The following is a 25,260-nucleotide window of genomic DNA, read 5'->3' as shown; positions in this document are numbered from 1 at the left end:
CAAGACAAGCCTGGCAACGCATCAAAATAAGCCTTGAAACGGAGTCGTTCGAGACGGCCTTCGGCACCGGCAAAGCTGGCCGGTATATGCCGACTCTGGGTGGCCGGATTACGCCGACGCGTGACAGTAGGCGTCGGGGTTGGCGATCAGCGCGCGCGGCTGATCGGGCACCAGCAGCCGCGGCACGCCGTTGATGAACTCCAGCGCTGCGATGATGGCGCCCACCCAATCGGCCGCCGTCTGCCGCGGTGTGGCGCAGGCGAAGGTGAAGTTGGACGCACCCAGCACCGCCACGAACACCTGGGCGCGCTGGATCTCGCCCGTCAGCGCATCGACCAGCGGCACCGTCTGCCCGGCTTCAGGCCTCGAACATCCGCTCGCCGGCTGGATGCAACTGGCGCATGGAACGCTTGAGCGTCTTGGCCCAGGCGCGGTACTTCTCGCAGTAGGCGCTGTAGCGGTAGGCCTGCTCGCCGCAGCGCTCACGGTATTCCTCCCACAGCAGCTGCAGCGTCACGCCCGGGCGCTTGAGCTCCTGGTGCAGCTGCGCGTAGTCGGGCTCCTGCCGGTGCGAGCTTCGCGGGCGTGGCGGCGGGTACAGCCGCGCCTGCAACTCCTCGTCGCTGAGGGTGCTGGCCAGCGGCCAGTCGATGCCCGCGGTGCGCGCGTACAGCGCGATCTCGCTGACGGTGGACTTGCTGATGCCCAGCACCGCGGCCACCTGCCGCGTGCTCAGGCCGGAGTCGGCCAGTAGTTGTAGTGCTCGTCTGATCTTGCTCATGAGGACCCTTGGTGTGGGCATCGGCTCTCCGGTCAAAAACCGGCCAGCCTATGCCGCGTTGGGTCACTCAGAACACCGCGCCGGTGTCCGCGATCACGACGGAACGCTGTCCGCCATCAGCGTGGAACGGTGTCCGCCATCACAGCGGAATGCTGCCCGCCATCAGCGCGGAACGCCGTCCGGGATGGCGCGGAATACGCAAGAAGCTCATCGTGGTATGGGAGGCCAGCGACCGTTTGTGTGGCAAACGGCTCAAGGCGCTCATCCCGTCGTTGATCGAGGCCATGGACCGGCACGGGCACTTACCCCTGGATCCATCGATGAAGCAGCAGTTGCTACGAGTCAGCGCCGCCACGATCGATCGTCTGCTGTCTGAAGTACGTGCAAGCTCCAGTGGCGAGCGACGCCGGCGTAGCGGCATCGGCACAGCCATCCGGCGCAGCGTTCCAGTGCGGACCTTCTCCGACTGGCGCAACCCACCGCCAGGCTATTTGGAAGTCGACATGGTCGAGCACTGCGGTCCAAAGACCGAGGGCGACTACGTTCGAACCCTGGTGCTCACCGACGTCAACAGCGGCTGGACGGAATGCCTGGCAATGCCAGTACGCAACCAGACCTTGATAGTCGAAGCGCTCAACGTGACCGAGGCCACGCTGCCCTTCAAGCTCCTCGGAATTGATACCGACAACGACTCAGCCTTCATGAACCAGACCGTCTTCGATCACTGCAAAGAACGAGGTCTGGAGCAAACGCGATCTCGCCCCTACAAGAAGAACGACCAGGCCTGGGTCGAGCAGAAGAACGGAGCCATCCTGCGCCGCCTGGTGGGTTATGGACGGCTCAGCGGCTTGGCAGCGACATATGCCCTCGCTGAGCTCTACTCGGCATCGCGGCTGTACATCAACTTCTTCCAGCCCTCCTTCAAGCTCAAAACCAAGACGCGCGACGGCGCGCGCGTGAGCAAGAAATACCACCCGCCTGCGACGCCCTGCGATCGACTGCTGGCGTCGCCTGTAGTGCCGGGAGAAGTGAAGGCAAAGTTGCGCAAGCAATTTACCGAGTTGGATCCTGTTCGATTGCTACGAGACATGCGTACGGCGCAGCAGGTACTCCACGAAATGGTGTCACGTGGACCCCAAGATGAGCCTGCTGAAGCTGCTTCACCGGCAGACGTGTCGGCGTTCCTGGCCGGCTTGTCATCCGCATGGAAAAGCGGCGAGGCCAACCCGATACGCGGCCGGCGTCGGCCAGTTGCGCCCCGCTGGTGGAGATCTCGCGTCGATCCGTTCAAACATTCCTGGCCGGTGATTGAAGGCTGGCTGATTGAAAAACCGTCGTCTACAGCGCGCGAACTGATGGACCGGCTGGCCGCGGCAGTGCCCGAGGCGTACGCGAACAAGAAGCAACTTCGTACGCTGCAGCGCCGCATCAAAGCTTGGAGGGCTCAGCAGCTCAAGGAACTGATCCTCGGAAAGCTCAAGAAGGAAGCGTCCGAGTGCGCCTTGCCATGATGGCGAATTGAGCCTGCCCGGGGCCGGGTACTTCGTACCCGGCAGGCTGTCGACATATGGACGATGCGCCTTCAGCGCACCGGGGCACGTCCGTGGACAACGCGTCGCGTTGCCCACCGCCATGCCCCTTCGCCCACATGCCAACAGCCTCTACTACTACGAAGAAATTCCCCGGAAACGACAAACAGCGATCCGGTAACATTCCTTCGTGAGGCAACACGGCCTCTCATCCAGATCGTCGCGCCACAGCTCAAGCAACGCCTCATCGAAATGCATGTCGTGGACGCCATCTCCCGAGAGACTGTGCGCCGCACGCTCAAAAAAATGTTCTCAAGCCGTGGCTGAAGCGGTGCTGGTGCATCCAGCCGAAGGCCAATGCTGAGTTCGTCTGCCGCATGGAGGACGTGCTCGACGTGTACCAGCGGCCCCACGACCCGGCCAGCCCCTGGCGTGCCTGGACGAGGCCAGCAAACAGCTGCTGGGCCAAGTGCGCGAGCCGCTGCCGCTGCAGCCGCAGCGCGGCTTGCCGCCAAGACTGCGAATACGAGCGCCACGGCACGGCCAACATGTTCGTGCTCTACGCGCCGCTGGAGGGCTGGCGCCATGTCGATGTCACCGAGCGGCGCACCGCGGTGGACTTCGCCCATGTCATCAAGGACTTGGTGGACGTGCACTTCCCGCGGGCCCTGCGCATCGTGCTGGTCATGGACAACCTCAACACCCATGGCCCGGCCTCCCTGTACGAGGCCTTTGCCCCGGTCGAGGCACGGCGTCTGGCTGCCAAGCTGGAGATCCACTACACGCCCAAGCACGGCAGCTGGCTCGACATGGCGGAGTTGGAACTGAGCATCCTGGCACGCCAGTGCCTGGGCAAGCGCATGGACAGTCGCTCTCATCTGGCCAGCGAGGTGGCTGCCTGGGAAGATCGCCGCAATGCCAGCCATGCCACCATCGACTGGCGCTTCACCACCGCCGATACCCGCATCAAGCTCAAGCGCCTTTACCCAGCAGTGCAACTGTGACGGAGCACTAGGAAAGGGTGCAAATGTCAAGACCCACTTGACTACTTTTTCAGCGCATGTGCCGGGTTGCCAGCCACGCAAGAATTCGCAGCGACGCTGCGGATGACGTTGCTGCCCAAGCCGATCAGCGTTCCATCGCCTACTTCAAGACCGTTCATGATGCTGGTGCCGCTGCCCACGTAGCAGTTTTCCCCCAGCATGACGTTGCCGGCGATGGTGACGTTCGAGCCGATAAGGCTCCAGCTGCCGATGCGTGCGTCATGGTGGATCACCGTGTTGGGCAACACGCACACATGGTCACCGATGACCGCGTTGCTGGTGATCACCACGCCGGCCATGATCAGCACGTTGTGGCCGATCGTGGCCAGGGGTGATACGCGCGCGCTTGGATGGATGATTTGGCCGAAGCGGCTCGGCGCGACGCCAAGCGCTTCGATGATCTGGCGGCGCGAGCGGTACGACGTCGGGCTGCCCGGCACCGCCAGTACCTGCGCTTCGGGCCATCGCGTCAGGGCCTCGCGGCCTGTCACGAGACAGCCATGGCGATCGACGCCTTGCTTGCCTGGCGTGTCGTCAATGAAGGCCTGGAGCCGGTAAGCATCGCCCAGGCAATCCAGCGCCTCCAGGCCGTTGCCGTTGTACGGAAAGATCAGCAGCGGTTGCACCGTGGACGATGCAATGTTGTCTGCGCTGATCATCATCCGCTCTCAGGCCGCGCTCACCGCGGCTGCGTCGACCGCTTGCTCGGCTGGCGCTGCCAGCGCCCGGACTGCCTGCGCCACCTGTTCGCACTGCGCTTGCGTCAGCTCAGGGAACATCGGCAGGGACAGCACTTCGCTGGCGGCCTTTTCCGCATGCGGGAACTGGCCAGCGCGATAGCCGAGGTCGGCGAAGGCGGGCAGCAGGTGCACCGGGGTCGGGTAATGGATGCCCGACTGGATGCCCTGTGCCAGCAGGGCGTCCTGCCAAGTCTGACGGTGCTGCGTGCGCACGGCGTAGATGTGATAGACGTGGCGGACGTCGGGGCGGACGTAGGGTGTCGGCACGCCGCTGCCGGCCAGCAGCCTGTCATAGTGGGCGGCGGCGGTGCGACGCGCCTCGGTCCACGCCTCCAGGTACTTCAACTTGACACGCAGCACCGCACCCTGGATGCCTTCCAGGCGGAAGTTGAAGCCCTTGAGGACATGCTGGTACTTCTTCTCGGCGCCCCAGTCGCGCAGCATGCGGATCGTCTTGGTGAATTCCGGACTGTTGGTCGTCACCATGCCGCCCTCGCCATAGGCGCCCAGGTTCTTGCCCGGGTAGAAGCTGAAGCAGCCCATGTCGCCCATGCTGCCGGCACGGCGGCCCTTGTACTCGGCGCCATGGGCCTGACAAGCATCCTCGATCACGACCAGCCCATGCTTGCGCGCGATCTCGAGGATCGGATCCATGTCCGCCGTCTGACCGTAGAGGTGCACGGGGATGATAGCCTTGGTCTTGTCGGTGATGGCAGCTTCCAGGGCGTTGGGATCCATCGTGAAGGTCTTGGGGTCGATGTCGACGAACACCGGCTTGGCGCCCGTGTAGTCGATGGCCGACACCGTCGCGACGAAGGTGAAGGGCACCGTGATGACTTCATCTCCCGCGCCTACCCCCGCAGCCAGAAGCGCCAAGTGCAGTGCGCTCGTGCCGGTATTCACGCCGATACCATGCTCGACTTGGCAATAGGCGGCAAATTCCTTTTCGAATGCCGCGACCTCGCTGCCAAGCGTGAATTCGCAGCGCTCGATAACCCCGAGAACGGCTGCATCCACCTCGTCCTTGATGGAACGGTATTGCGCCTTGAGATCGACAAACGGAATCATCGTGTTTACCCCCGCTTTTGAATATTAACGGTATCGCCTCGGCACCGCATGGACCGATTTGCGGCTTCGATCAGTTCAACGACACGCACCCCGAGGCGGCCATCGGTCATGGGTGCGCGGTTGTTGTTAATGCAGTCGACGAAATGCTCGCTCTCGACCCGCAAGGCTTCCGAAACTGCGAGCTTGGGTGCCCACATGTCGCCGGTGCGGTAGCCAATGCGCATTTCGCGGATCTGGTTCGGGTCGTCGGTGAAACTCACGCCCTTGTCATAGACCTTGATCTTCTCGCTGGGCTCGAGATCGTCATAGGTGATCATCTTGTTGCTGCCGCCGATGAGGATCTGGCGCACCTTGACCGGTGCTAGCCAGCTCACGTTGGCGTGGGCAATCGTGCCCGAGTCATAGAACAGCGTCACATAAGCCAAATTCTCCGGCGTGCCGGGAAAGTGATTCATGCCGCTGGCGGTGACCGCCACGGGATGCTCGTTCAGCAGATAGTCCAGAATCGAGAAATCGTGGACAGCCAGATCCGAGATGACGCTCACGTCGCGTTGGAAAAGGCCAAGGTTCACCCGCACTGAGTCGTAGTAATAGATTTTTCCCAACTCGCCCTTGCGGATGATCTCCCCCATCTTGCGGACCGCGCCGGTGTAGATGAAGGTGTGGTCAACGATCAGCACCCGATTGCGTTTTTCGGCTTCCTCAACCAGGCGACGCGCCTGCACAGAGGTTTCGGTCATCGGTTTTTCCAACCACACGTGCTTGCCGGCCTGCAGGGCTGCAAGCGCCAGTTCATAGTGGGTGTTGACCGGCGTGGCAATGGCAATGGCGTCGATGGAAGTATCGTTGAGCAGGTCGCGATAGTCCGTCGTGGTGCAGCAAGCGTGGCGCTTGCGAACGAGTTCCAGCTTGGACGAATCCAGGTCTGAAACTGCGGCTACACTGAGACCTGGTGTTTCCGCGAAGTTGCGAACCAGGTTGGGCCCCCAGTACCCATACCCGATGACACCAATATTGATCATCTCGCTTCCCTCATGAGTGTGAACGACAACCGCAGTCCCAATGGCCGGTACGGAAAGGTAAAGCCATTGCGAATTAATAGGTGATTTCTGCTTAAGGCAGGCTTGAGTCGACGAAAATATTGATTTTCGCAGGCGGGTTACTATCGGGTTTCCCTGGTATCGCCAACCACACGAGCCGGTACGCCGGCGACAATGGCGTAGGGCCTGACATCCTTGGTGACCACAGCACCGGCGCCCACAAGGGCTCCTTCCCCGATCGTGACACCAGCGATGATGGTCGCATTGCTGCCAATGGAAACACCACGCTTGACGTAGGTTCGCTCAACTTTCCAGTCCGCTTCGGTCTGTAATGCACCGTCAGGATTGGTGGCCCGGGGATACAGATCGTTGGTGAACATTACCCCATGGCCGATGAACACCTCGTCGGCTATATCCACGCCTTCACAGATAAAAGTGTGCGACGAGATCTTGCAGCAGGCCCCGACCTTCACATTTTTCTGGATTTCGACGAAGGCGCCAATTTTTGTGCTATCGCCGACGCTACATCCGTAAAGATTGACCAGCGCGGGTTGAAAAATTTGCACCTTGTCGCCAAGCTTGACATTTTCACTGATAGGCATGAGTGTTTGCCTCTAGATGGGCATACGCAGACGTTGACCCGCAGATTGCGTCGAGCAGGCTCATGGACTGGAATGCCCAATTGATTTCACACGACTGATGAACTATCGATGGTAATGTCGCAGTCGATGTGCCCCCCGATATGAACGTTGCTCAGGCGCGCTCTTGGTATTAAGGCGTCGAGCCACTCCCCAAGTGCTCTTATTCGAAGTTTCCACCGTGATCAGCACCTCTTTGGTCACAGCGCGAAGCGATTTTGACTCTGAAATCGTCGATAGTGCGAACCCGCAAATGCGGGTTCCTGCAACAGCCGGTCCACTTCGTTTCAATACAGATACGTAGTGAATATTGTTGCTTTATGTATCTATAGTTTTAAAGATTGCCGTGCCCACCTATTGCCTGCGTCGGTCACTCATTTGCAGGAACAGGCTTGCCAGCTACCTGGGCGGTGTGTACTAAGCGTCTGGCTGACTGAACACACCCGAGCCAGATCAAGGTTGCGGCGAGGATCACACTAGGGCCCGTTATCAATGGAGCCAGACGACAGCGGCCGCCAGGTGGATGGCGCCGAGGAAATTGCGAGCCGTCTTGTCGTAGCGGGTGGCGATGGCGCGGTACTGCTTGAGCCGGGCAAAGAAGTTCTCGACCAGGTGGCGCGCCTTGTAGAGATCGCGATCCCAAGTGCGCTGTTCAACGCGGCTGCGAATCGGCGGGATCGCCGCGACTTAACCGGCTTGGGCGAGCACGTCGATGACGCGAGCCTGGGCGTCATAGGCCTTGTGGGCGATGACGGCGTCTGCTGTGTCGCTGGGCAACAGCGCATCGGCGCCTTCGAGGTCGTGGGCTTGGCCCGGCGTGAGGTGGAAGTCCGTGGGGTTGCCCAGCGCGTCCACCGTGGCGTGGATCTTGGTGCTCAGCCCACCTCGGCTGCGACCGATGGCTTGCGCTTGCGGGCCCCCTTTTTTGCCCCCGCACTGTGCTGGTGGGCTCGCACGGTAGTGGAGTTGTTGAGGCCGACCGAAAATTGCGTCGGCCCCAACAGCCCGGCCACCCCATGCTGAAAGGGTCGCTGTGTGTTTTGCGGGCTTCGCGCGCTTCGTGCAGCGGCGCGCGCATCCAGCGTCCTGCGTCAGTACATCGCGCACCTGACACGATCGCCGATGCAACCCGGCGCTCTGGACCGCCCATGAACGCAGAGGCTTGCCGCAGTGTTGGCCGGGAGAGGTTGCTCAGGCAGCCAGCGGCGCACCGCGCAGTCTCTCCGCAGCCAGGCGGCCGGCGTGGTCCACTGCGCGGTCGATCGCGTCGTACAGGTCCTTGCTCACGTCCACCACCGTGGTGACGCCCGCGTGCAGCAACTGCAGCTGGACCTTGCAATAGCCCTCCCGCCCGCCGCGACGGCTGCGTGTGTCGCCCAGGTGCACCTCGATGCGCTGCACCTGGTGGCGGCGGGGCATCAGCACGTAGAGCAATCGGCGGCGAGCGTGATCGGCCAGCGCGGCGGCACGGGCACAAGCGGCATGCACTCGGATTTCCATGCAGGGGTCCCGACAAACGGTGTAGTGGCGACCGGACCACTGTAGGCAGGGGCAGAAGTCAGGTAAAGCCGATTATTCCGGGGCTGCTTGTAGGAAAAGTCTGATGATTGAGGGATGAACTACAAGCACCTGCACTACTTTCTGCAAGTGGCCGAGGCCGGCAGCGTCGCGCGCGCCAGCGAGCTGCTGCACCTCACGCCCCAGACGGTCAGCGGTCAGATCCAGCTGCTGGAAGAGCGGCTCGGCAGCCCGCTGTTCGCACGCAGCGGGCGCCGTCTGGTACTGACCGACACCGGTCGCATGGTGCTGGACTACGCCAAGGACATTTTTGCCATGGGCGCCGAGCTGGAGGCTGCGGTGCGCGAGGGCACCACGCGCGGGCGGGCGCTGGAGTTTCGCGTCGGTGTGGCGGATGCCGTGCCCAAGGCCGTGGCCTACCACCTGGTGGAGCCGGCCTTCGCGGTGCAGGACGTGCGCATCGTGTGCCGCGAGTGGAAGCTGGACCTGCTGCTGGCCGAGCTGGCGCTGCACAAGCTGGACCTGGTGATCTCGGACGCGCCCATCCCGTCCTCGGTCAGCGTCAAGGCCTTCAGCCACCGCCTGGGCGCCTCCACGCTGAGCTTCTTCGGCACCGCGGCACTGCGCGAGCGCCACCCGGGCGACTTTCCTGCCTGTCTGGACGCCGCGCCGGTGTTGATGCAGGGCGAGGATTCCGCCGTGGGCCAGCGCCTGCGGGCCTGGTTCCAGTCGCAGGGCGTGCGCCCGCGCGTGGTGGGCGAGTTCGACGACAGCGCGCTGATCCAGGAGTTCGGCCGCCGCAGCGCGGGCTTTTTCGCTGCGCCCGATGTGCTGGCCGACGAGGTCCAGACCCAGTTCGGCGTGCAGGCCATCGGCGTGGCCGAAGGCGTGGAGGAGGATTTCTTTGCCATCTCGGTGGAGCGCCGCATCACGCATCCCTGCGTGGTGGCCATCACCCAGACCGCGCGCAATGAGCTGTTCCAGATGGCGGACAAGGCCCCGCGCGCCGGCCCGGCGCGGCGCCGGGCCATGGCCTGAACCGCCTTCAGCCCGTCGGCCGGCAGCCACCGGGCGGGCAGAGCAGGGCCGCTGCCATCATGGCCGCTTCTTCACCCGTGCCTGACGCCATGACCACCCGCCCGCCGCTGCCGCCCTTCACTCCCGAGACCGCCGCCGTGAAGGTGCGGCTGGCCGAAGATGCGTGGAACTCGCGCGACCCCGACCGCGTGGTGCAGGTCTACACGCCGGACACGCGCTGGCGCAACCGCGCCGAGTTCCCGGTGGGCCGGGAGCAGGTGCACGCCTTTCTGGTGCGCAAGTGGAGGCGCGAACTGGACTACCGGCTGATCAAGGAACTGTGGGCCTGCGACGGCGCGCGCATCGCGGTGCGTTTCGCCTACGAGTGGCACGAGGATTCGGGACACTGGTTCCGCAGCTACGGCAACGAGAACTGGGAATTCAACGAGCACGGGCTGATGACACGGCGCTTTGCCAGCATCAACGATCTGCCGATCCGCGAGTCCGAACGCCTGATGCACTGGCCGCTGGGCCGCCGGCCGGACGATCACCCTGGTCTCAGCGAGCTGGGGTTGTGATCGGCCACCGGGCTGGCGCTGCCGGAGGATTGTTTACTGGTTGTTGACAGTGTCCTCAACCAAGGCTAGTGAGTGAGGAGACTGTCCCAAAGCGGTTGACAATCCGGTTCACTCTCGGGGCAGCTCCTGCGGGACTTCGGTCCGCGAGGCCACGCGCAGGTGCAGCGCCGCCAGCGCCATCAGCTGCGCCGACACCGGCGCGGTGATGAACAGGAACAGCGCGATCAGCAGCTCGTGCAGGCCGGGCAGGCCCTGCGCCCAGCCGTGCACCATGCTGGCCAGCAGCACGCCGCCCACGCCCAGCGTCGTGGCCTTGGTGGGCGCGTGCAGCCGCATGAAGAAGTCCGGAAAGCGCGCCAGGCCAATGGCCCCGATCAGGGCGAAGGCGCCGCCCACCACCAGCAGCGCGGCCACGATCCACTCGATCCAAGGCGCCATGGCGTTCTCCTTCACTCCATCACGTCGCCGCGGCTGACAAAGCGTGCCAGCGCCACCGTCGAGGCGAAGCCCAGCAGGGCGATGATCAATGCCGCCTCGAACAGCAGCGCCGAGCGCGCCTGCAGCCCGGCCAGCACGGCCAGCGCCACCGCGTTGATGTAGAGCGTGTCCAGCGCCAGGATGCGGTCCGGCAGCGTCGGGCCGCGCAGCAGCCGCCAGCCGCACAGCAGCATCGCCAGCGCCACGGCGCCCAGCGCGAAGTTCAGGGCCCAATCCAGAATCATTCGAAGATCTCCCTCAACGGCGCCTCGTAGCGCTGGCGGATCTCGTCCGCCAACGCCTGCGGATCAGGACAGTCCAAGGCGTGTACCACCAGTTCGCCGCGCTGCTCGTCCACCAGGCACGACACCGTGCCCGGCGTGGTGGTGACGATGGTCGCCAGCAGCGTGATGCCGCTCGGATGTTTCAAACGCAGCGGCAGGCGCACCCAGGCCGGCCGCGGGCGCGCGCCGGGAGACAGCACCAGGCGCGCCACGGCCAGGTTGGCCACCACGATGTCCCAGAGCACGGTCGCGGCCAGCCGCAGCGCCGTGCCCCAGGCGCGCGGACGCACCGGCTCGCCCAGGAAGCCGTGCAGCAGCCGCGGCAGCCCCAGCGCCAGGACCGCGGCGGTGATCAGTTGGGGCAGGGCCATGCTCTGCTGCAGCAGGAGCCAGACCGCGGCCAGCAGCGCTGAGAGCACCGGATGAGGCAGCCAGCGCTTCATGGGTGAACCTCCCGGTCCTTGACAATGCCGGTGTAGGGCCGGGTGCTGTGCGCGCTGGCGCCGCCGGCCTCGGGCAGCACCGCCTGGGCGTAGCCCGCCACGTCGCCGAGCTGCTGCGCGGCGGCCTGGGTGTAGCGCTGCACCGGGCCGGCGCCCACGCTCAGCGCCACGCCCGCGGCCAGCAGCCACAGCACGGCGGCCAGCCCGCATGCCGGAGCGCGCGCCGCCGTCCCGGCACCGTGCGCCTGCCAGAACAGCACGCTGCCCGCGCGCGCCAGCGCCAGCAGCGAGCCCAGGCCCATGAGCAGCAGCACTGCCCAGACGCCGGCGGCCCCGGCGTGGCCCGAGGCGGCCTGCATCAGCATCACCTTGCCGAGGAAGCCCGGCAGCGGCGGCAGGCCGGCGATGGTCACGGCCGCCACCAGGAACAGCAGCCCCAGCAGCGCCGGCTGCGCCACCGCCGGGGCGGGCTCCAGCGCATCCGCCGCGTCGCCGCGCTGGCGGCCCAGCAGCTCGGCCAGCAGGAACAGCAGCGCCACCACCAGCGTGCTGCCCGGCAGGTAGTACAGCGCCGCGGCCCAGGCGTCGTTGCCGTACAGCCCCAGCCCGGCCAGGATGGTGCCCACCGAGGCGACGTTGAGCCACGCCACCAGCCGCGCGAGGTTGCGCGCGGCCAGCGCGCCAGCCACGCCCAACCCGCAGGTGAGCAGGGCCAGCGGCAGCAACAGCGGCTGCGCCAGCAGCGCGGAGTCGCCCGCGCCGGCGCCGAACACCACGCCGTGCACGCGCCAGATCGCGTACACACCCACCTTGGTCATCAGCGCGAACAGCGCCGCCACCGGGGCGCTGGCCGCCGAGTAGGTCGCGGGCAGCCAGAGTGAGAGCGGCACCAGCGCGGCCTTGAAGCCGAACACCGCCAGCAGGATCAGTCCGCCGGCGCGCAGCAGCAGCGCCTCGGTGCCGGCCGCCCGCGGCACGCGCAGCGCCAGGTCGGCCAGATTGAGCGTGCCCGTGCCGGCGTAGATCAGCGCCACGCCGATGAGGAACAGCGCCGAGGCCGCCAGGTTCAACACCACGTAGTGCAGCCCGGCGCGCAGCCGCTGGTGGCCCAGTCCGTGCAGCATCAGCACGTAGCTGGCGATGAGCAGCACCTCGAAGAAGACGAACAAGTTGAACAGGTCGCCGGTGACGAAGGCGCCGTTCAGCCCCATGAGCTGGAACTGGAACAGGGCGTGGAAGTGCCGCCCGCGCGCGTCCCAGCCCGCGCTGGCATAGAGCAGCACGGGCAGCGCCACCGCGGAGGTGAGCGTCAGCATCAGCGCCGAGAGCCGGTCCACCACCAGCGCGATGCCGAAGGGCGCCGGCCAGTCGCCCACGCGGTAGACCTCCAGCGCCCCGGTATCGGCCTGGCGCAGCAGCGCCAGCGCCAGCAGCAGCCCCAGTGCGGTGGAGATCAGCGCCAGCGTGCGCGCCGCATGCCGCCGGGCGTCGCCCAGGGCCAGCAGCAGCACCGCGGTGGTCACGGGCAGCAGCACCGGCAGGACGGGCAGGTGCTCGCGCCAGCTCACGCGCGCTCCTTGCCAACCACGCCGCCGGCCGCGCCGGGCTCGCGGCCGTCCACATGGTCGCTGCCGTTGTCGTGCCGGCTGCGCAGCGCCAGCTCGATCACGAAGCCGGTGGTGGCAAAGCCGATGACGATGGCCGTGAGCACCAGTGCCTGCGGCAGCGGGTCGGCGAAGGGACCGTTGCCCTGCAGGATCGGCGCCGCGTCGCGCCAGAGCCGCCCGGTGGAAAAGATGAAGAGGTTCACCGCGTAGCCCAGCAGCGTCAGCCCCAGCACCACGCTGAAACTGCGCCCGCGCAGCAGCAGCCACAGGCCGCAGAACGTCACCCAGCCGATGCCGCTGGCGAACAGGAATTCCATCGAGATCGTCATGTCCGGGGCTCCCGGCTGGCCGCGCCCAGCACCGACAGGGTCAGCAGCGTCGCGCCCACCACCGTGACGTAGACGCCCAGGTCGAACAGGGTGGCCGTGGCCAGCGGCAGCTCGCCCAGCACCGGCACGCTGGGATGACCGTGCGCGCTGGTGAGGAAGGGATGTCCGAAGAAGAGGGCGCCCAGGCCGGTGAGCCCGGCGACGGCCAGCCCCAGCGCGATCCAGCGCACGTAGCGCCCGCCGCCTGCAGCGCCCAGCAGCTTTTCCGCCCGTGCCTGGCCCTGCGCCATGTACTGCAGCACCAGCGCCACCGCCGTCACCAACCCGGCAATGAAGCCGCCGCCGGGCAGGTTGTGGCCGCGCCAGAACAGGTAGAGGCTCACCGCCAGGGCCAGCGGCAGCACCAGCCGCGCCGCCAGGCGCAGCATCAGCGGCGGGCGAGGGAAGCTCCAGGGCCGCCCTTCGGCATCGACCGGCGCACGCTGCAAAGCAAAACCCTGGAGCAGGGCCAGTACGCCCACCGCCGCGATGGCCAGCACCGTGATCTCGCCGAAGGTGTCGTAGCCGCGGAAGTCCACCAGGATGACGTTGACCACGTTGCTGCCGCCGCCGCCGGGCAGCGCCTGGTCCAGGAAGTACCAGGCGATGGAGGCGTGGTCGCGCGTGAGCAGCAGCCAGGCCAGGGCGCCGATGCCCAGCCCGCCGGCGCCGGCCAGCACGGCGTCGCGCAGCTGCCGCGCCCGGCCGGACTCGCGCGGCGTGTGGCGCGGCAGCAGCGCCAGGCCCATGAGCAGCAGCACGGTGGAGACCAGCTCCACCGAGAGCTGCGTCAGCGCCAGGTCCGGCGCCGACAGGCCGACGAAGGCCAGCGCCGTCACCAGCCCGATCACGCCCACCAGCACCACGGCCAGCAGCCGGTCGCGATGGCCGCGCAGCAGCGCCAGGCCGGCGGCGATCAACAGCACCCAGGCCACCAGCGCCGGCAGCGGTGCCGGCAGGCGCTCGCGCGTGCCCGCAGACACCCCGTCGCTGCCCAGGAAGGGCAGTGCACCCAGCACGAGGGCCGAACCCATCAGCCAGGCCAAGTAGCGCTGCAGCGAGCCGCTCTCCAGCCGGGCGATGAGCCGCTGCGCGCCCTCGAACAGCCCGTCCAGGGCGCGAGTGAAGAACAGGCGCCCGGTCCAGCCCCGCGGGTGGTTCAGGTGCAGGTCGAAGCGGCGCAGCAGCGCGAAGTACATCGCCACGCCGCCGGCCAGCGCGACGAGGCTCATCAGCAGCGGCAGGTTGACGCCGTGCCACAGCGCCAAATGAAACTCGGGCGCCGGGGCGCCCAGCACGGCCCCGGCGGCCAGCCGGACCAGCGGCTCCATGGCGCCGGGCTGGATGCCCACCACCAGGCACACCGCCACCAGCAGCACCACCGGCAGCCTCATGAACAGCGGCGGCTCGTGCGGGTGCGGCTTCGGCAGGTCCACGGGCGGGCCGTTGAAGAACACGTCGTGCACGAAGCGCAGCGAGTAGGCCACCGAGCAGATGCCGCCGAAGGTGGCCGCCAGCGGCACCAGCAGGCCCCAGCCCGGCACCGCCTCGGCCAGATCCGCCGCCTCGGCGAAGAACATCTCCTTGGAGATGAAACCGTTGGCCAGCGGCACGCCGGCCATCGCGGCGGCAGCCACCATCGCCAGCGTGGCAGTCCAGGGCAGCAGGGGCAGCAGGCCGCCCAGGCGGCGCATGTCGCGGGTGCCGGTCTCGTGGTCGATGATCCCGGCGGTCATGAACAGCGAGGCCTTGAAGGTGGCGTGGTTGAGCACGTGGAACACCGCGGCAGCAGCCGACAGCGGGCTGCTCAGCCCGATGAGGAACACGATCAGCCCCAGGTGGCTGATGGTCGAGTAGGCCAGCAGCCCCTTGAGGTCATGCCTGAACACGGCCACGTAGGCGGCAAAACCCATGGTCAGCAGCCCGGTGGCGGCGACCACCACCTCGAACAGCAGCGTGCCGCCCAGCACCGGGTACAGCCGCATCAGCAGGAAGATGCCCGCCTTCACCATCGTGGCCGAGTGCAGGTAGGCCGACACCGGCGTGGGCGCGGCCATGGCCTCGGGCAGCCAGAAGTGGAAAGGCCACTGCGCGCTCTTGGTGAAGCAGCCCAGCAGGATCAGCAGCAGCGCCACGGGATAGCTCGCATCGGCCTGGATGCGCTCGCGCTGCCCCAGCAGCTGCGAAAGCTCGTACGTGCCCGCCATCTGGCCCAGCAGCACCACGCCCGCCAGCAGCGCCAGCCCGCCCGCGCCCGTCACCGCCAGCGCCATGCGCGCGCCGGCGCGCGCCTCGGCGCGGTGGCTCCAGTAGCCCACCAGCAGGAAGGAGGCGAGGCTCGTGAGCTCCCAGAACACGACCAGCAGCAGCAGGTTGTCCGCCAGCACCACGCCCAGCATGGCGGCCATGAACAGCATCAGCAGCGCGTAGAGCTTGCCGGGCGGGTCCTGCGGGCCCAGGTAGTAGGCGGCGTAGAGGATCACCAGCAGCCCGATACCGGTGATCAGGCCGCTGAACATCAGGCCCAGCCCGTCCAGGCGCAGGCCCAGGTTGAAGCCGATCTCCGGCATCCAGGGCTGGTGCCACAGCAGGGTCTGGCCGTCGAGGACGGCACCGGCGCCGGACAGCAGCAGCGCCAGCACGGCGCCCGTCAGCGCCGCCGCAAGCCACGCCGCGCGCCGCCTGGCCGCCGCGGTGCCGCCACGACCGGCCCAGGCGCACAGGGGGCCCAGCAGCAGCGGCAGCAGGATGGCCAGGGGCAGAAAAGGCATGGGTGGCAGCTGTTTGAATTTGCTTTTGGAGGCGGCCTGGGCTCAGGCCGCGCAAGCAGGGCAAGCAACGTGCGCTGGCTGCGCCATTCCGTGAAGCCGAAAGGCGGTTGACTCGCACCGGCCTGCCGCAGTCCCGGGGGCGCCGCCGCTGGCGCTGCCGGGGACTGGATCAGGCCCTCAACCGGCCACGGGCTGCGGGCGGCGCGGCTGCACCTGGAAGTCCAGGCCGTAGAGCAGGGGTTCCACGCCCGCCTGCTCCTCCTGGGGCAGCACCCACTGCGCCAGCATGCCGCGCAACACCACCGACTCGCCGGGATCGACATGCCCGTCGGCCCCGATCACGGCCGCGCACAGCCGCATGACGCGGTGCTGCAGGGCAGGGTCGTCCACCTCGGCCAGCCAGCACGCCAGGAGGGGCGCATCGACCAGGCAGTCACCCGCGGCATCCGGAGATGCCAGCAGGTCGTGGCACAGCTCGTCCAGCAGGTCGTGCCAGTGCTCATCGCTCAGGCCGAGCTGTTCGCAGGCGCGCAGCGCGCTGAGCGCGGCCCACTCCTTGGCCTTGATCTCACCGTTGGCGATCAGGGCCAGCGCCACGAGGCGGCCGGCCGCCTGCGGGCTGTTGAGCGGGTAGGCGCGGGAAGCAATGGTGTGGCGCGACATGGTCGGTTCCTTTCCCCAATCGGATGGAGGTGTGCGCGGCGCCGACGGCAGCCGCTGCGTGCCAGGGGCGAAAGCCGCCCGGGTGGCCCAACCCGGCATGGCGCCGGGACAGGGCACTGTAGGCGGCCCGCATTGACGCGGGAATTCGAATGTTGTGGAACGCAACTTCGGAAAAACCTGATGAATTCGCGCTGCAGGCTTGAGCTGGCTCAAGTCGCGGGGAGGGCAGCGCCGTAGCCTGCGGGTCCGGACCCCTGCCAGGAGAGTTCCCATGCCGATGATGAAAGCCGCTGTCTTCGTTGAACCGGGCCGCATCGTGCTCGACGACAAGCCGATTCCCGACGTTGGGCCGCTGGATGCGCTGGTGCGCGTCACCACCACCACGATCTGCGGCACCGACGTGCACATCCTCAAGGGCGAGTACCCGGTGGCGCGCGGGCTGACCATCGGCCACGAGCCCGTGGGCGTGATCGAGAAGCTGGGCTCGGCCGTCAAGGGCTACCGCGAGGGCCAGCGCGTCATTGCCGGCGCGATCACGCCCAGCGGCTGGAGCAACGCCTGCCAGTGCGGCTTCTGCGCCCAGGACGGCGCCGGCACCGCGCAGGGCTGGAAGCCCCTGGGCGGCTGGCGCTTCGGCAACACCATCGACGGTTGCCAGGCTGAGTACGTGCTGGTGCCGGACGCCATGTTCAACCTCGCACCGGTACCCGACGGGCTCAGCGACGAGCAGGTGCTGATGTGCCCGGACATCATGTCCACCGGCTTCGCGGGCGCGGAGAGCGCGAAGATCCGCATCGGCGACAGCGTGGCGGTGTTCGCGCAGGGGCCGATCGGGCTGTGCGCCACCGCGGGCGCCAAGCTCAGCGGCGCCAGCCTGGTGATCGGCGTGGACCGGGTGCCCGAGCGGCTGGAGATGGCGCGGCGCCTGGGCGCCGACGTGGTGATCGACTTCAGCCGCCAGGACCCGGTGCAGGAGATCCTGCGCCTGACCGGCGGGCGCGGCGTGGATGCCTCGATCGAGGCGCTGGGCACGCAGGGCACCTTCGAGGCGGCGCTGCGCTGCCTGCGGCCGGGCGGCACGCTGTCCAGCCTGGGCGTGTACTCCACCGACCTGAAGATCCCGCTGGACGCCTTTGCCGCCGGGCTGGGCGACCACCGCATCGTCACCTCGCTGTGCCCGGGCGGCAAGGAGCGCATGCGCCGGCTCATGGCGGTGATCGAGGCCGGGCGCGTGGACCTGGGCGCCATGGTCACGCACCGCTTCAGGCTCGACGACATCGAGGCCGCCTACGAGCTGTTCAGCCACCAGCGCGACGGCGTGCTCAAGGTGGCGATCACGCCTTGAGACTCCCGATGCTGAGGCCGGCCCGGGCAGGGTGTCGATGCTCTGGTTTTTTCGATCAAACGCATCGCAACGTTCTGATTGTCCCGATGTATGGGCGCCCTTAGATTACGTTTGCCGCCGTGGCTTGCAGCCTTCGCTGCGGGCGGCGGCGACGATCCTTGGGAGCCCATATGAATCTTCAGCAAATCGACATGACCGCCCGTGGCGCTGGTGCGCCGGGCCTGGCTGCGCGGCAGCAGCGCGTGCTGCGCAACACCTACTGGCTGCTTGCGCTGTCGATGGTGCCCACGGTGGCCGGCGCCTGGCTGGGCGTCGCCACCGGGTTGAGCAGCGCCATGTCGCCCATGGTGGGGTTGGTGGTGTTCCTCGCCGGCGCGTTCGGCTTCATGTTCGCCATCGAGAAGACCAAGGACTCCGCGGCCGGCGTGCCGGTGCTGCTGGCCTTCACCTTCTTCATGGGCCTGATGCTGTCGCGCCTGGTGGGCACGGTGCTGGGCCTGTCCAACGGCGCCAGCCTGGTGATGACGGCGTTTGCCGGCACGGGCGGCATCTTCCTGGGCATGGCGATGCTGTCCACGGTCATCAAGCGCGACCTGACGTCGATGGGCAAGTGGCTGTTCGTCGGCGTGGTGATGCTGATGGTGGCGGGCATCGCCAACGTCTTCCTGCAGTCCAGCGCGCTGATGATCACGCTGTCGGTGCTGGCCATCGGCATCTTCTCGGCCTTCATCCTGCATGACCTCAAGCGCGTGCAGGACGGCCTGGAGACCAACTACATCACGGCCACGCTGGGCGTGTACCTGAGCCTGTTCAACGTGTTCCAGTCGCTGCTGGCGCTGCTGGGCATTTTCGGCGGCAACGACGACTGAACCCTCTCGCGAAAGACAAAAGAAAGCTGATGCATCTTCCTCACTCGGCGCGCGGCACCACGGTGGAGCGCGTCCTTGCAACGGTGGCCGCGGCCCTGCGGCGCGTGGCCTTCGGACTGGTGGGCCTGGCGGCGATGGTCTTCACGCTGCTGGCCGGACTGGCTGCCGCCGGTGTGCTGCTGGTGGTGGCGCTGGTGGCACGGCGGCGCCTGGAGCGCGGGGGACTGCGCTTCGCCTGGCCGCAGCGGGGAGGATTCCGGCCCGCTGGGGGGAGTCGGCCGGGCCGGGCCGCATCCGGCGCGGGCGAGGTGGTGGATGTCGAGGTGCGGGAAATCCGGGGCTGAAGCGCCCGGACCTGCCGTTTTCCGCACCAGGCGCCCGGAGGAGTCCCCCGGGCCCGCCGGCTGCTAGGGGTGAGGGCCGGCTGAGCGGCCGGCGCCTTGTAAACCGGTCACAATGACTTCACTCCCTTCGCGGGCTCCAGAGGAGGCAGCTTGATCCATTTGCAGGCAACCATTCCCGACGGCGTCAACTTCGAAGACCTGCGCCTGTCGCGGGACATTCGCGACGGCTCCGTGATCTTCGACACGCAGCCCATCGAAGCCATCTGCCAGGCCAGCGGCTTCGACATGGAAGAACTGGTCAAGGGCCCGGATCCCATCATCTGCGCGCTCATCTCGGCGTGGTACCAGGAACATCTCAAGCGCGGCGGCGCGCCCGATCCGGTGCAGGAAGACCTGATGGAGGAAACGCGGCTGGAGCAGGAGCGCGGCGGCGGCTTTTCCTACGCTCCCGGGCACGCCTGAACCCGGGATGCCAGGGCTGAACGGCCGGAAGCCGCCGCGCGGTTGCCGGCTCAACCACTTCAGCCTTTCATCCCGCCGCGACCCGGTCCGCGACCGCAGGGCCACCGGGGACGAAAGCGGCGACACTGCGCGGCTTGCGCAACCTTCCAGGCCCTTTTTCTTCATGAAACGACATCTCTTCGTCTGCGCCGCGCTGCTGCTTGCCGGCGCCCAGCACGCCCTGGCCCAATCCGACACCGAGAAGCTGCCTTCCGGGGTGGTGATCGAGCACAGCACCAAGGGCCAGGGCGCGCAGCCCGCCGCGTCCAGCACGGTGCAGGTGCACTACCGCGGCACGCTGGCCGACGGCAAGGAGTTCGACAGCTCCCACAAGCGTGGCCAGCCCGCCACGTTCCCGCTCAACCGCGTCATTCCCTGCTGGACCGAGGGGCTGCAGCACATGAAGGTCGGCGGCAAGGCCAAGCTGACCTGTCCGGCCGACACCGCCTATGGCGCCCGCGGCATTCCCGGCGTCATCCCGGGCAACAGCACGCTGACCTTCGAGGTCGAGCTCCTGGCCGTGGCCGCGCGTTGACGCGAAAATCACCTTGTTGACATAACTGACATTGAAGCGCACAGCGTGTGCGAACGACCTTGCGTGAGGCCGCGGCCGCTGGTTCCGCACCGCAGCTGATCACCACGGCCTTCTTCTCCAGGGCCCGCCATCCGGCGGGCTCTGCCGTTTTCAGAGCCGGCTCAGCAGCTCGGCCTTCTTGGCCGAGAACTCCTCGGCCGTCAGGACACCGCGGGCGTGCAGCTCAGCGAGCTTGTCGATGGCAGCGAACACGTCCAACCCCTGCGGGCCGCCCGGCGTCGCCGTGGGCGGCACCGCTGGTGTACTGGACGTCGGCGGCACCGCTGCCGCCACGGGTGCCGCGGTGCCGGCGGGCGGCTGCCCGTCGATCGACACCACAGGCAGGCTGGCCACGTCCACCAGCCCGTACTGGCTGGTGAAGCTCAATGAGCCGCTGCCGGACTGCTGCTGCGAGAAGCCGCCGATGTGGTGGTCCAGCGTGTCGTAGATCGTGACGCGGCCGTGCACCTCGATGGCCAGCCGCCGTGCCTGCGCGAAGTAGGCGTAGCGCACGCCGTTCTGCGACCCGGTGCTGTCGGGCCAGCGCAGGCTCGGCCCCCACCAGTCGCCGCCCGAGGCCGGAATGAACAGACTCGCCGTGCCGGACTGCACCGCGCCGGCGGGCGGCTGGGCGTGGCTCCATGACGACTGCTGCTGCTCGTGGCCACCGCTGCCGCCCTGGCTCTGCGACTGGAAGCTGCCGCCCTGCAGCAGCTCGGGCTGGCTGGCGACCAGCGCGGCGAGCTCGCTGCACAGGCCGTCCACGCGTGCCTTGAGGGCGTTGTTGAACATGTCCGACACCATGGTCATGCCGCCACGCATCCACTGCCCAGCGCCGCCGAACTCGGGATGGCCGAACTGCGCCATGCTGCCGTGTCCCTGGACCACGGCCCAGAGCATGGACGTCACCGCCTCGCTGCTGAAACCGTGGCGGCGGGCGATGTCGTCAAGAGCCTGCCGGCCGGCGGGCGAGAGCTGTTGCATGGGAAACCTTTCAGGGTTGCCGGGCCATTGTGCCCGGGCCCTCTCGCCCCCCGCCGCAGCCGCCGGGGACGGCCACGCGGCGGTCGTGCCGGTTGCGCTCAGCGCGCGAGGCCATGGCGGCGGTGCCATTGCGCCAGCGACTCGTCCGGATAGGCGTCGAAGCGCTGGTCGCCGGGGCGCACATGGGCCTCGACCCAGGTTGGCTTGGAGCCCAGCATGATGTGGGTACTGTGCGGCGCCTCGGGCAACGGGGTGTCGATGGCGCCGGCATGCGGGTGCACGAGCTCGGGCCAGGTCGGGTCCCACAGCCACAGGGCCGTGCCGCAGAGGCTGCAGAAATGGCGCTCGCCGCTGCTGCGGCTGCCGTCTTCCATCAGCGCGCGGTAGACGCACACATGCTCGTGCCCGCGCACCTGCAGCGTGCGGTGGTCGGCGCCGAGGTTGATGGCGAAGCCGCCCGTGCCGGCCGTCTTGCGGCAGATGGAGCAGTAGCAGCGCATGAAGGGCACCGGCTCGTGCGACTCCACCGAGAAGTGCACGGCCTGGCAGTGGCAGGAACCTTCGAGTCGCACGCCCTCTTCTCCCGTCGCTTGGCGCGCCACGTCGGCGCGGCCCTGCACCATGGCCCGTGCCAGCGCCCGCGGGTGATGCCATCGGGCGCAAAGTGTGTCCACGTGTTCGCGCCGGCAAGCGTGCCGCCTTCAGGTCTGGGCCGTTTCGAACATCCGGGCCACGCAGCCGCGGATTTCTTCTTCCGGCACGTCGCGTACATGCGTGGCCACATGCCACCGGTGGCCGAAGGGGTCGCGCAGCGCGCCCGCGCGGTCGCCATAGAACTGGTCCGCCACTTCCATGGTCAGCGTCGCGCCGGCCTCGACCGCCCGCTTCACCACGGCATCCACGTCCTCCACGTACAGTATGACGCTGCAGGGCGAGCCGCCCAGGGTCTGCGGGCTGAAGGCCTGGCACTGCGGCGCCTCGTCGTGAAGCATGAGCACGGCGCCGCCGATGTGGATCTCGGCGTGCATCACGCGGCCGTCGGGCGAGGCCAGGCGCATCACCTCCTCCGCGCCGAAAGCCTGCTTGTAGAACTCGATGGCCCGGGCGGCGCCCCGGATCGTCAGGTAGGGCGTCACGGCCGTGTAGCCATCGGGGATCTTCTTGACCGGATTTGCCATCACGCGTCCTTTCGGGCTTGGGGTGAACCGTAGCGCCGTACCGGCCCGAATGCGCGACGCTACGCGAAGAACTGTATGAAAACACAGCATAGCGACCCCGAGCCGGTTTTCAAGGCGTTTCGGGAACCGGCTTCAGAAGCGCGGTGTGGGACCACGGCCGTACCGCACCGCCCGGCGCGAACATTTCGGGCTGACTGACGGTGGTGAGTATGGGCGACAGTTTCTGTTTCAAACCCGATGCCGCAGTGCTGCCGGGTTCGCCGGCCAATGCCGCTCCTGTAGCGCCGCATGACGTACGGCCGTAAGAGCCGGGCATTGCGCCGGGAATTCACCGCACCGCCGAAGCCACCACGCTGGAAATCCGCCGCCCGCCCGGTACCTGGGTCGGACTGCCTTCTTTCTTGTCCGATGGCAACAGGGTGATCTGCTGGGATACCGAGTGCGAAGGCTTTTTCCGGCGTGCAGGTCAAGGCGGGTATGGCAGCCAAGCGCCCCTAATGCAGCCGCCTTTGCGCGCAGCCCGTTACCGGGCGAGTCAATGCCGGAATTCCCGTGCGCCGAAGGTTTGGCCTTTGGCGCATTGTCGCCCCGGCGCTTGCGCTGATATCCGGCGCGCTACACGGAATTCGAGGAAGCTGCTGCGGTCCTATGGCTTGCAGGCCATGGGCGGTCCCACGCCCTGGGTCGTGGACACGGCATGCGCCGTATCTGCAGTCCCTGGCCAGCCGCCATCAGTGATACGGTTTTCGGGAAATCTTCACAAATTGCTCCCGATTCCTCTGGCCCCTGGGGCGGGTGTGTCGTGCCCGTGCCGCACCGGTTTGCCCAATTCCTCGTCCAGATATCAGCTCGGCGACATGCGCTGCCATACCGTAACAGGCTGTTCAAAAGCAGAAATGTTGCAGCGCAGTATGGACAGCGACCCGGCCGGGGTTGGCGGACTTGATGGACGGTGGGGCCGCTTCAATGCAGCGGCATATGGGTAAACCCGGCGTACTCCAGGGACGGCAGTTCGCCATGACCGGGAGTGAGTTCATCATGGCTCTGACCCAGAGCATTTGCTGCTCCTTCGATCCAACCGCCATACCAATCCAAGGCTTCGAACGAGCCCCGTACATAGGGACATTGCGCTGCAAAAACCCCGCCAGCCATAAAGCCGGCGGTCCAAGCCCTCTTGTCCATGCTCCGCATGGTTTTCCTCTGCGTCGTAACCCCGGTTGCGACGGCAGCCTGGCATCGAATACGCGACGCTGTGTACTCCCAGGCTCATAAGCTCCGTACGCTTCTGTCAAAGCAGTATCGGTAACACCGGCGTGGACTCATGCGGGCTTGCCTGGGAATGTGTGACGGCGTGTGAGTCCAATGAAACATAACTCCATCCCAGCGCCTATCAGCATTGAATGAAGAGATCAACTCTTCAAGGCAAATTCATTGGTCGATGCGTCCGGCTTGGTTCAAGTCATGTGAAGAAGATGTGACTTATGCACGCTCCCGTCCTGGTGTTGCCCTGCCGGTTCCCGGTGCTCGTTCTGCACCAAGCCAAAGCCAATGTTACAAACAGCAGTTGCAGTCTGTTACTAATTATGCGACTTAACATGCGCCCCAACTTGGGCATGACGAGGGTTGCACGAGGAGCGCGGCGCCGCGTTGGGTAGGTACGGCGCCTTCAAAGGCTGTCACAGGCCAGTACGGTTTGCACCTTGGCAACTGTTTGTAAAGACCAGGGTGCGGGCGCTGCCGTGAATCCGTCGGCGGGCCAGGGCCGCAGCAACATGCGGGCCCCGCGCGCATCGGCACACAGCAAATCCCGGTAATGCGCAGGCGGCGCCATCACGACGCAGCGTTTTTCTTCTCCCGGCTTATGAAAGTACCGCATCAATGGATGGGTATCTGCGTTGATCGTGAGCATGGAATACGACCACACAGTAATGCTGTCATGGTGGCCTTCCTCCCATATGCCCGCCATGCAGAACGGCAGGCCATCGGCACGGGCGATACGCCAGCGCTCGGCACGGCCCGATTCATACTTGGGTTCGAACCGGGCCTGGGCGGGAATCAGGCACCGCCGGCGTGCCTTCCAGGCCGCTTTGAAACTCGGCCTGGAATCCACCGTTTCCGAGCGGGCGTTGTCGGTGAAGCGGGCCGACTTGCGGTCCGGGACCCACGGCGGCGGCGGTCCGAAGATGCCGGGCCAGCGCGAGAAAACAGATTCATTCTCTTCGCCCGCAGTGATGAACACTGCCCGGGAACCGGGATATGCCCCATTCGTGTAGTTGAAGCGCGGTTCCTCGCTTCCGAGATGGGCCTGAAAATTCTTTGGGGCCGGAGGTTCATAGTTCGCGCACATTGTGGCATTATCCGGTCCGCGGGAGCTTGCAGTAGATACCGGTGTTGCCCAAGGCCCGGCCCGTATCGCACTTCAAGCGCCACGCCATAGATCAGAAATGTCCAAGACATTCACAGAAGGTGCAAAGCGTATGGCAAACATTCAAGACCTCCTCAAGCAGCGCGAAGAACTCGAGCGTCAGATCAAGCAACTGCAGGACAACTCCCGTTCGGAAGCCATCAACACGATCAAAGAGTTGATGGCGCAGAACAATCTGTCGATTGAGGATCTGACCAGCACGCGCGGCGGCGGCAAGAAGGGTGAATCCGGCGGCAAGACCGGTACCGTGGCGCCCAAGTATCGTGACCCGGTTTCTGGCAAAACCTGGACCGGCCGTGGCCTGAAGCCGAAATGGGTGACCGAAGCCCTGGAAAGCGGCAAGACGCTGGACGATCTGTCCATCAAGGCCTGATCCCGGGTTCGGACCCGAATTCAAAGCGGCTCCACACCGGCCGCTCTCCAAGCCCCGCCCTGCGGGGCTTTTTGCTTTTGGTCGCATGCCTGCCATATCACG

Annotated in this window: 28 protein-coding genes and 2 pseudogenes; 10 read left to right on the top strand and 20 right to left on the bottom strand. The window is 66.6% G+C overall.

What is annotated here, in order from left to right; translation table 11 throughout:
• Positions 1-108: 108 nt before the first annotated feature.
• Positions 109-345, bottom strand: coding sequence for a transposase (locus HHL10_RS25585; protein ID WP_169163242.1), 237 nt, complete (start codon positions 343-345; stop codon positions 109-111).
• A 13-nt stretch (positions 346-358) separates the two neighbouring features.
• Positions 359-781, bottom strand: a complete 423-nt coding sequence (locus HHL10_RS25580; protein ID WP_169163241.1) for a helix-turn-helix domain-containing protein — start codon at positions 779-781, stop codon at positions 359-361.
• A 149-nt stretch (positions 782-930) separates the two neighbouring features.
• On the opposite strand from HHL10_RS25580, the gene HHL10_RS25575 reads away from it, so the two are divergent.
• Positions 931-2,292 (top strand): integrase catalytic domain-containing protein, encoded by a 1,362-nt coding sequence (locus tag HHL10_RS25575; protein ID WP_169163240.1) that lies wholly within the window; start codon positions 931-933, stop codon positions 2,290-2,292.
• 329 nt (positions 2,293-2,621) lie between these two features.
• Positions 2,622-3,314, top strand: a pseudogene (locus tag HHL10_RS25570) (IS630 family transposase); the annotation flags it as partial.
• A 41-nt stretch (positions 3,315-3,355) separates the two neighbouring features.
• Here HHL10_RS25570 and HHL10_RS25565 read toward each other — a convergent pair.
• From HHL10_RS25565 to HHL10_RS25535, 6 genes and pseudogenes are all read right to left on the bottom strand, one after another.
• Positions 3,356-4,012, bottom strand: coding sequence for an LbetaH domain-containing protein (locus HHL10_RS25565; protein WP_169163239.1), 657 nt, complete (start codon positions 4,010-4,012; stop codon positions 3,356-3,358).
• Between the two features lie 9 nt (positions 4,013-4,021).
• Complete coding sequence (locus HHL10_RS25560) at positions 4,022-5,161, bottom strand: DegT/DnrJ/EryC1/StrS family aminotransferase (protein ID WP_169163238.1); 1,140 nt, start codon at positions 5,159-5,161, stop codon at positions 4,022-4,024.
• A gap of 5 nt (positions 5,162-5,166) precedes the next feature.
• On the bottom strand, positions 5,167-6,183 hold the full coding sequence (locus HHL10_RS25555) for a Gfo/Idh/MocA family protein (RefSeq protein ID WP_169163237.1): 1,017 nt from the start codon (positions 6,181-6,183) through the stop codon (positions 5,167-5,169).
• A gap of 140 nt (positions 6,184-6,323) precedes the next feature.
• Entirely contained in the window at positions 6,324-6,803 is a 480-nt protein-coding gene (locus HHL10_RS31255) for an acyltransferase (RefSeq protein WP_169163236.1), read from the bottom strand.
• A gap of 525 nt (positions 6,804-7,328) precedes the next feature.
• Positions 7,329-7,946: pseudogene (locus tag HHL10_RS25540) on the bottom strand (IS5 family transposase).
• A gap of 84 nt (positions 7,947-8,030) precedes the next feature.
• The gene (locus tag HHL10_RS25535; protein ID WP_169163234.1) at positions 8,031-8,339 is read right to left on the bottom strand and encodes an HPF/RaiA family ribosome-associated protein; all 309 of its coding nucleotides are present in this window, start codon (positions 8,337-8,339) and stop codon (positions 8,031-8,033) included.
• 114 nt (positions 8,340-8,453) lie between these two features.
• On the opposite strand from HHL10_RS25535, the gene nhaR reads away from it, so the two are divergent.
• Both nhaR and HHL10_RS25525 read left to right on the top strand, forming a co-directional pair.
• On the top strand, positions 8,454-9,395 hold the full coding sequence (gene nhaR, locus HHL10_RS25530) for a transcriptional activator NhaR (RefSeq protein WP_169163233.1): 942 nt from the start codon (positions 8,454-8,456) through the stop codon (positions 9,393-9,395).
• An 89-nt stretch (positions 9,396-9,484) separates the two neighbouring features.
• On the top strand, positions 9,485-9,952 hold the full coding sequence (locus HHL10_RS25525) for a nuclear transport factor 2 family protein (protein ID WP_169163232.1): 468 nt from the start codon (positions 9,485-9,487) through the stop codon (positions 9,950-9,952).
• A 108-nt stretch (positions 9,953-10,060) separates the two neighbouring features.
• Here HHL10_RS25525 and HHL10_RS25520 read toward each other — a convergent pair whose 3' ends face one another.
• From HHL10_RS25520 to HHL10_RS25490, 7 genes are all read right to left on the bottom strand, one after another.
• Positions 10,061-10,390 carry a Na+/H+ antiporter subunit G gene (locus HHL10_RS25520; RefSeq protein WP_169163231.1) on the bottom strand — a complete coding sequence of 110 codons (330 nt, stop codon included), beginning with the start codon at positions 10,388-10,390 and terminating at the stop codon, positions 10,061-10,063.
• Positions 10,391-10,401: 11 nt separating this feature from the next.
• Positions 10,402-10,671: a K+/H+ antiporter subunit F gene (locus HHL10_RS25515; RefSeq protein WP_375138983.1), complete on the bottom strand. Its 270-nt coding sequence runs from the start codon at positions 10,669-10,671 to the stop codon at positions 10,402-10,404.
• Positions 10,671-11,156, bottom strand: coding sequence for a Na+/H+ antiporter subunit E (locus HHL10_RS25510; RefSeq protein ID WP_169163229.1), 486 nt, complete (start codon positions 11,154-11,156; stop codon positions 10,671-10,673). The genes HHL10_RS25515 and HHL10_RS25510 overlap by 1 nt, the downstream gene beginning before the upstream one ends.
• Complete coding sequence (locus HHL10_RS25505) at positions 11,153-12,724, bottom strand: monovalent cation/H+ antiporter subunit D (RefSeq protein ID WP_169163228.1); 1,572 nt, start codon at positions 12,722-12,724, stop codon at positions 11,153-11,155. The genes HHL10_RS25510 and HHL10_RS25505 overlap by 4 nt, the downstream gene beginning before the upstream one ends.
• Complete coding sequence (locus HHL10_RS25500; RefSeq protein ID WP_205833215.1) at positions 12,721-13,080, bottom strand: Na+/H+ antiporter subunit C; 360 nt, start codon at positions 13,078-13,080, stop codon at positions 12,721-12,723. Before HHL10_RS25500 ends, HHL10_RS25505 begins: the two co-directional genes overlap by 4 nt.
• An 8-nt stretch (positions 13,081-13,088) precedes the next feature.
• Positions 13,089-15,902 carry a monovalent cation/H+ antiporter subunit A gene (locus HHL10_RS25495; protein ID WP_169163226.1) on the bottom strand — a complete coding sequence of 938 codons (2,814 nt, stop codon included), beginning with the start codon at positions 15,900-15,902 and terminating at the stop codon, positions 13,089-13,091.
• 177 nt (positions 15,903-16,079) lie between these two features.
• Positions 16,080-16,565 carry a TerB family tellurite resistance protein gene (locus HHL10_RS25490; protein WP_169163225.1) on the bottom strand — a complete coding sequence of 162 codons (486 nt, stop codon included), beginning with the start codon at positions 16,563-16,565 and terminating at the stop codon, positions 16,080-16,082.
• 271 nt (positions 16,566-16,836) lie between these two features.
• On the opposite strand from HHL10_RS25490, the gene HHL10_RS25485 reads away from it, so the two are divergent.
• From HHL10_RS25485 to HHL10_RS25465, 5 genes are all read left to right on the top strand, one after another.
• A complete protein-coding gene (locus HHL10_RS25485) occupies positions 16,837-17,910 on the top strand; it encodes an NAD(P)-dependent alcohol dehydrogenase (protein WP_169163224.1) in 1,074 nt (357 codons plus the stop codon).
• 191 nt (positions 17,911-18,101) lie between these two features.
• Entirely contained in the window at positions 18,102-18,779 is a 678-nt protein-coding gene (locus tag HHL10_RS25480) for a Bax inhibitor-1 family protein (protein WP_375138982.1), read from the top strand.
• A 29-nt stretch (positions 18,780-18,808) separates the two neighbouring features.
• On the top strand, positions 18,809-19,123 hold the full coding sequence (locus HHL10_RS25475) for a hypothetical protein (RefSeq protein WP_169163222.1): 315 nt from the start codon (positions 18,809-18,811) through the stop codon (positions 19,121-19,123).
• Positions 19,124-19,273: 150 nt separating this feature from the next.
• Positions 19,274-19,585, top strand: coding sequence for a hypothetical protein (locus HHL10_RS25470; protein ID WP_169163221.1), 312 nt, complete (start codon positions 19,274-19,276; stop codon positions 19,583-19,585).
• A 163-nt stretch (positions 19,586-19,748) separates the two neighbouring features.
• Complete coding sequence (locus HHL10_RS25465; RefSeq protein ID WP_169163220.1) at positions 19,749-20,159, top strand: FKBP-type peptidyl-prolyl cis-trans isomerase; 411 nt, start codon at positions 19,749-19,751, stop codon at positions 20,157-20,159.
• A 150-nt stretch (positions 20,160-20,309) separates the two neighbouring features.
• On the opposite strand, the gene HHL10_RS25460 is transcribed toward HHL10_RS25465, so the two are convergent.
• The 5 genes from HHL10_RS25460 to HHL10_RS25440 all read right to left on the bottom strand — a co-directional run bounded on the left by HHL10_RS25460 (position 20,310) and on the right by HHL10_RS25440 (position 24,707).
• A complete protein-coding gene (locus HHL10_RS25460; RefSeq protein WP_169163219.1) occupies positions 20,310-21,182 on the bottom strand; it encodes an SHOCT domain-containing protein in 873 nt (290 codons plus the stop codon).
• A 98-nt stretch (positions 21,183-21,280) separates the two neighbouring features.
• Positions 21,281-21,754, bottom strand: a complete 474-nt coding sequence (locus tag HHL10_RS25455) for a GFA family protein (RefSeq protein WP_169163244.1) — start codon at positions 21,752-21,754, stop codon at positions 21,281-21,283.
• Between the two features lie 129 nt (positions 21,755-21,883).
• Positions 21,884-22,360, bottom strand: coding sequence for a VOC family protein (locus tag HHL10_RS25450; RefSeq protein ID WP_169163218.1), 477 nt, complete (start codon positions 22,358-22,360; stop codon positions 21,884-21,886).
• A 963-nt stretch (positions 22,361-23,323) separates the two neighbouring features.
• Positions 23,324-23,542, bottom strand: coding sequence for a hypothetical protein (locus tag HHL10_RS25445; RefSeq protein WP_169163217.1), 219 nt, complete (start codon positions 23,540-23,542; stop codon positions 23,324-23,326).
• A gap of 484 nt (positions 23,543-24,026) precedes the next feature.
• Entirely contained in the window at positions 24,027-24,707 is a 681-nt protein-coding gene (locus HHL10_RS25440; RefSeq protein WP_169163216.1) for an SOS response-associated peptidase, read from the bottom strand.
• A gap of 97 nt (positions 24,708-24,804) precedes the next feature.
• Here HHL10_RS25440 and HHL10_RS25435 point away from each other — a divergent pair, with 97 nt between their 5' ends.
• Positions 24,805-25,158, top strand: a complete 354-nt coding sequence (locus HHL10_RS25435; RefSeq protein WP_235971793.1) for an H-NS histone family protein — start codon at positions 24,805-24,807, stop codon at positions 25,156-25,158.
• Positions 25,159-25,260 lie beyond the last annotated feature (102 nt).

The organism is Azohydromonas caseinilytica, from assembly GCF_012927045.1.
GTDB classification, from domain to species: Bacteria; Pseudomonadota; Gammaproteobacteria; order Burkholderiales; family Burkholderiaceae_C; genus Azohydromonas; species Azohydromonas caseinilytica.
The sequence above is the reverse complement of the archived record's forward strand: the minus strand, read 5'-3'. Positions and strand labels throughout refer to the sequence as shown.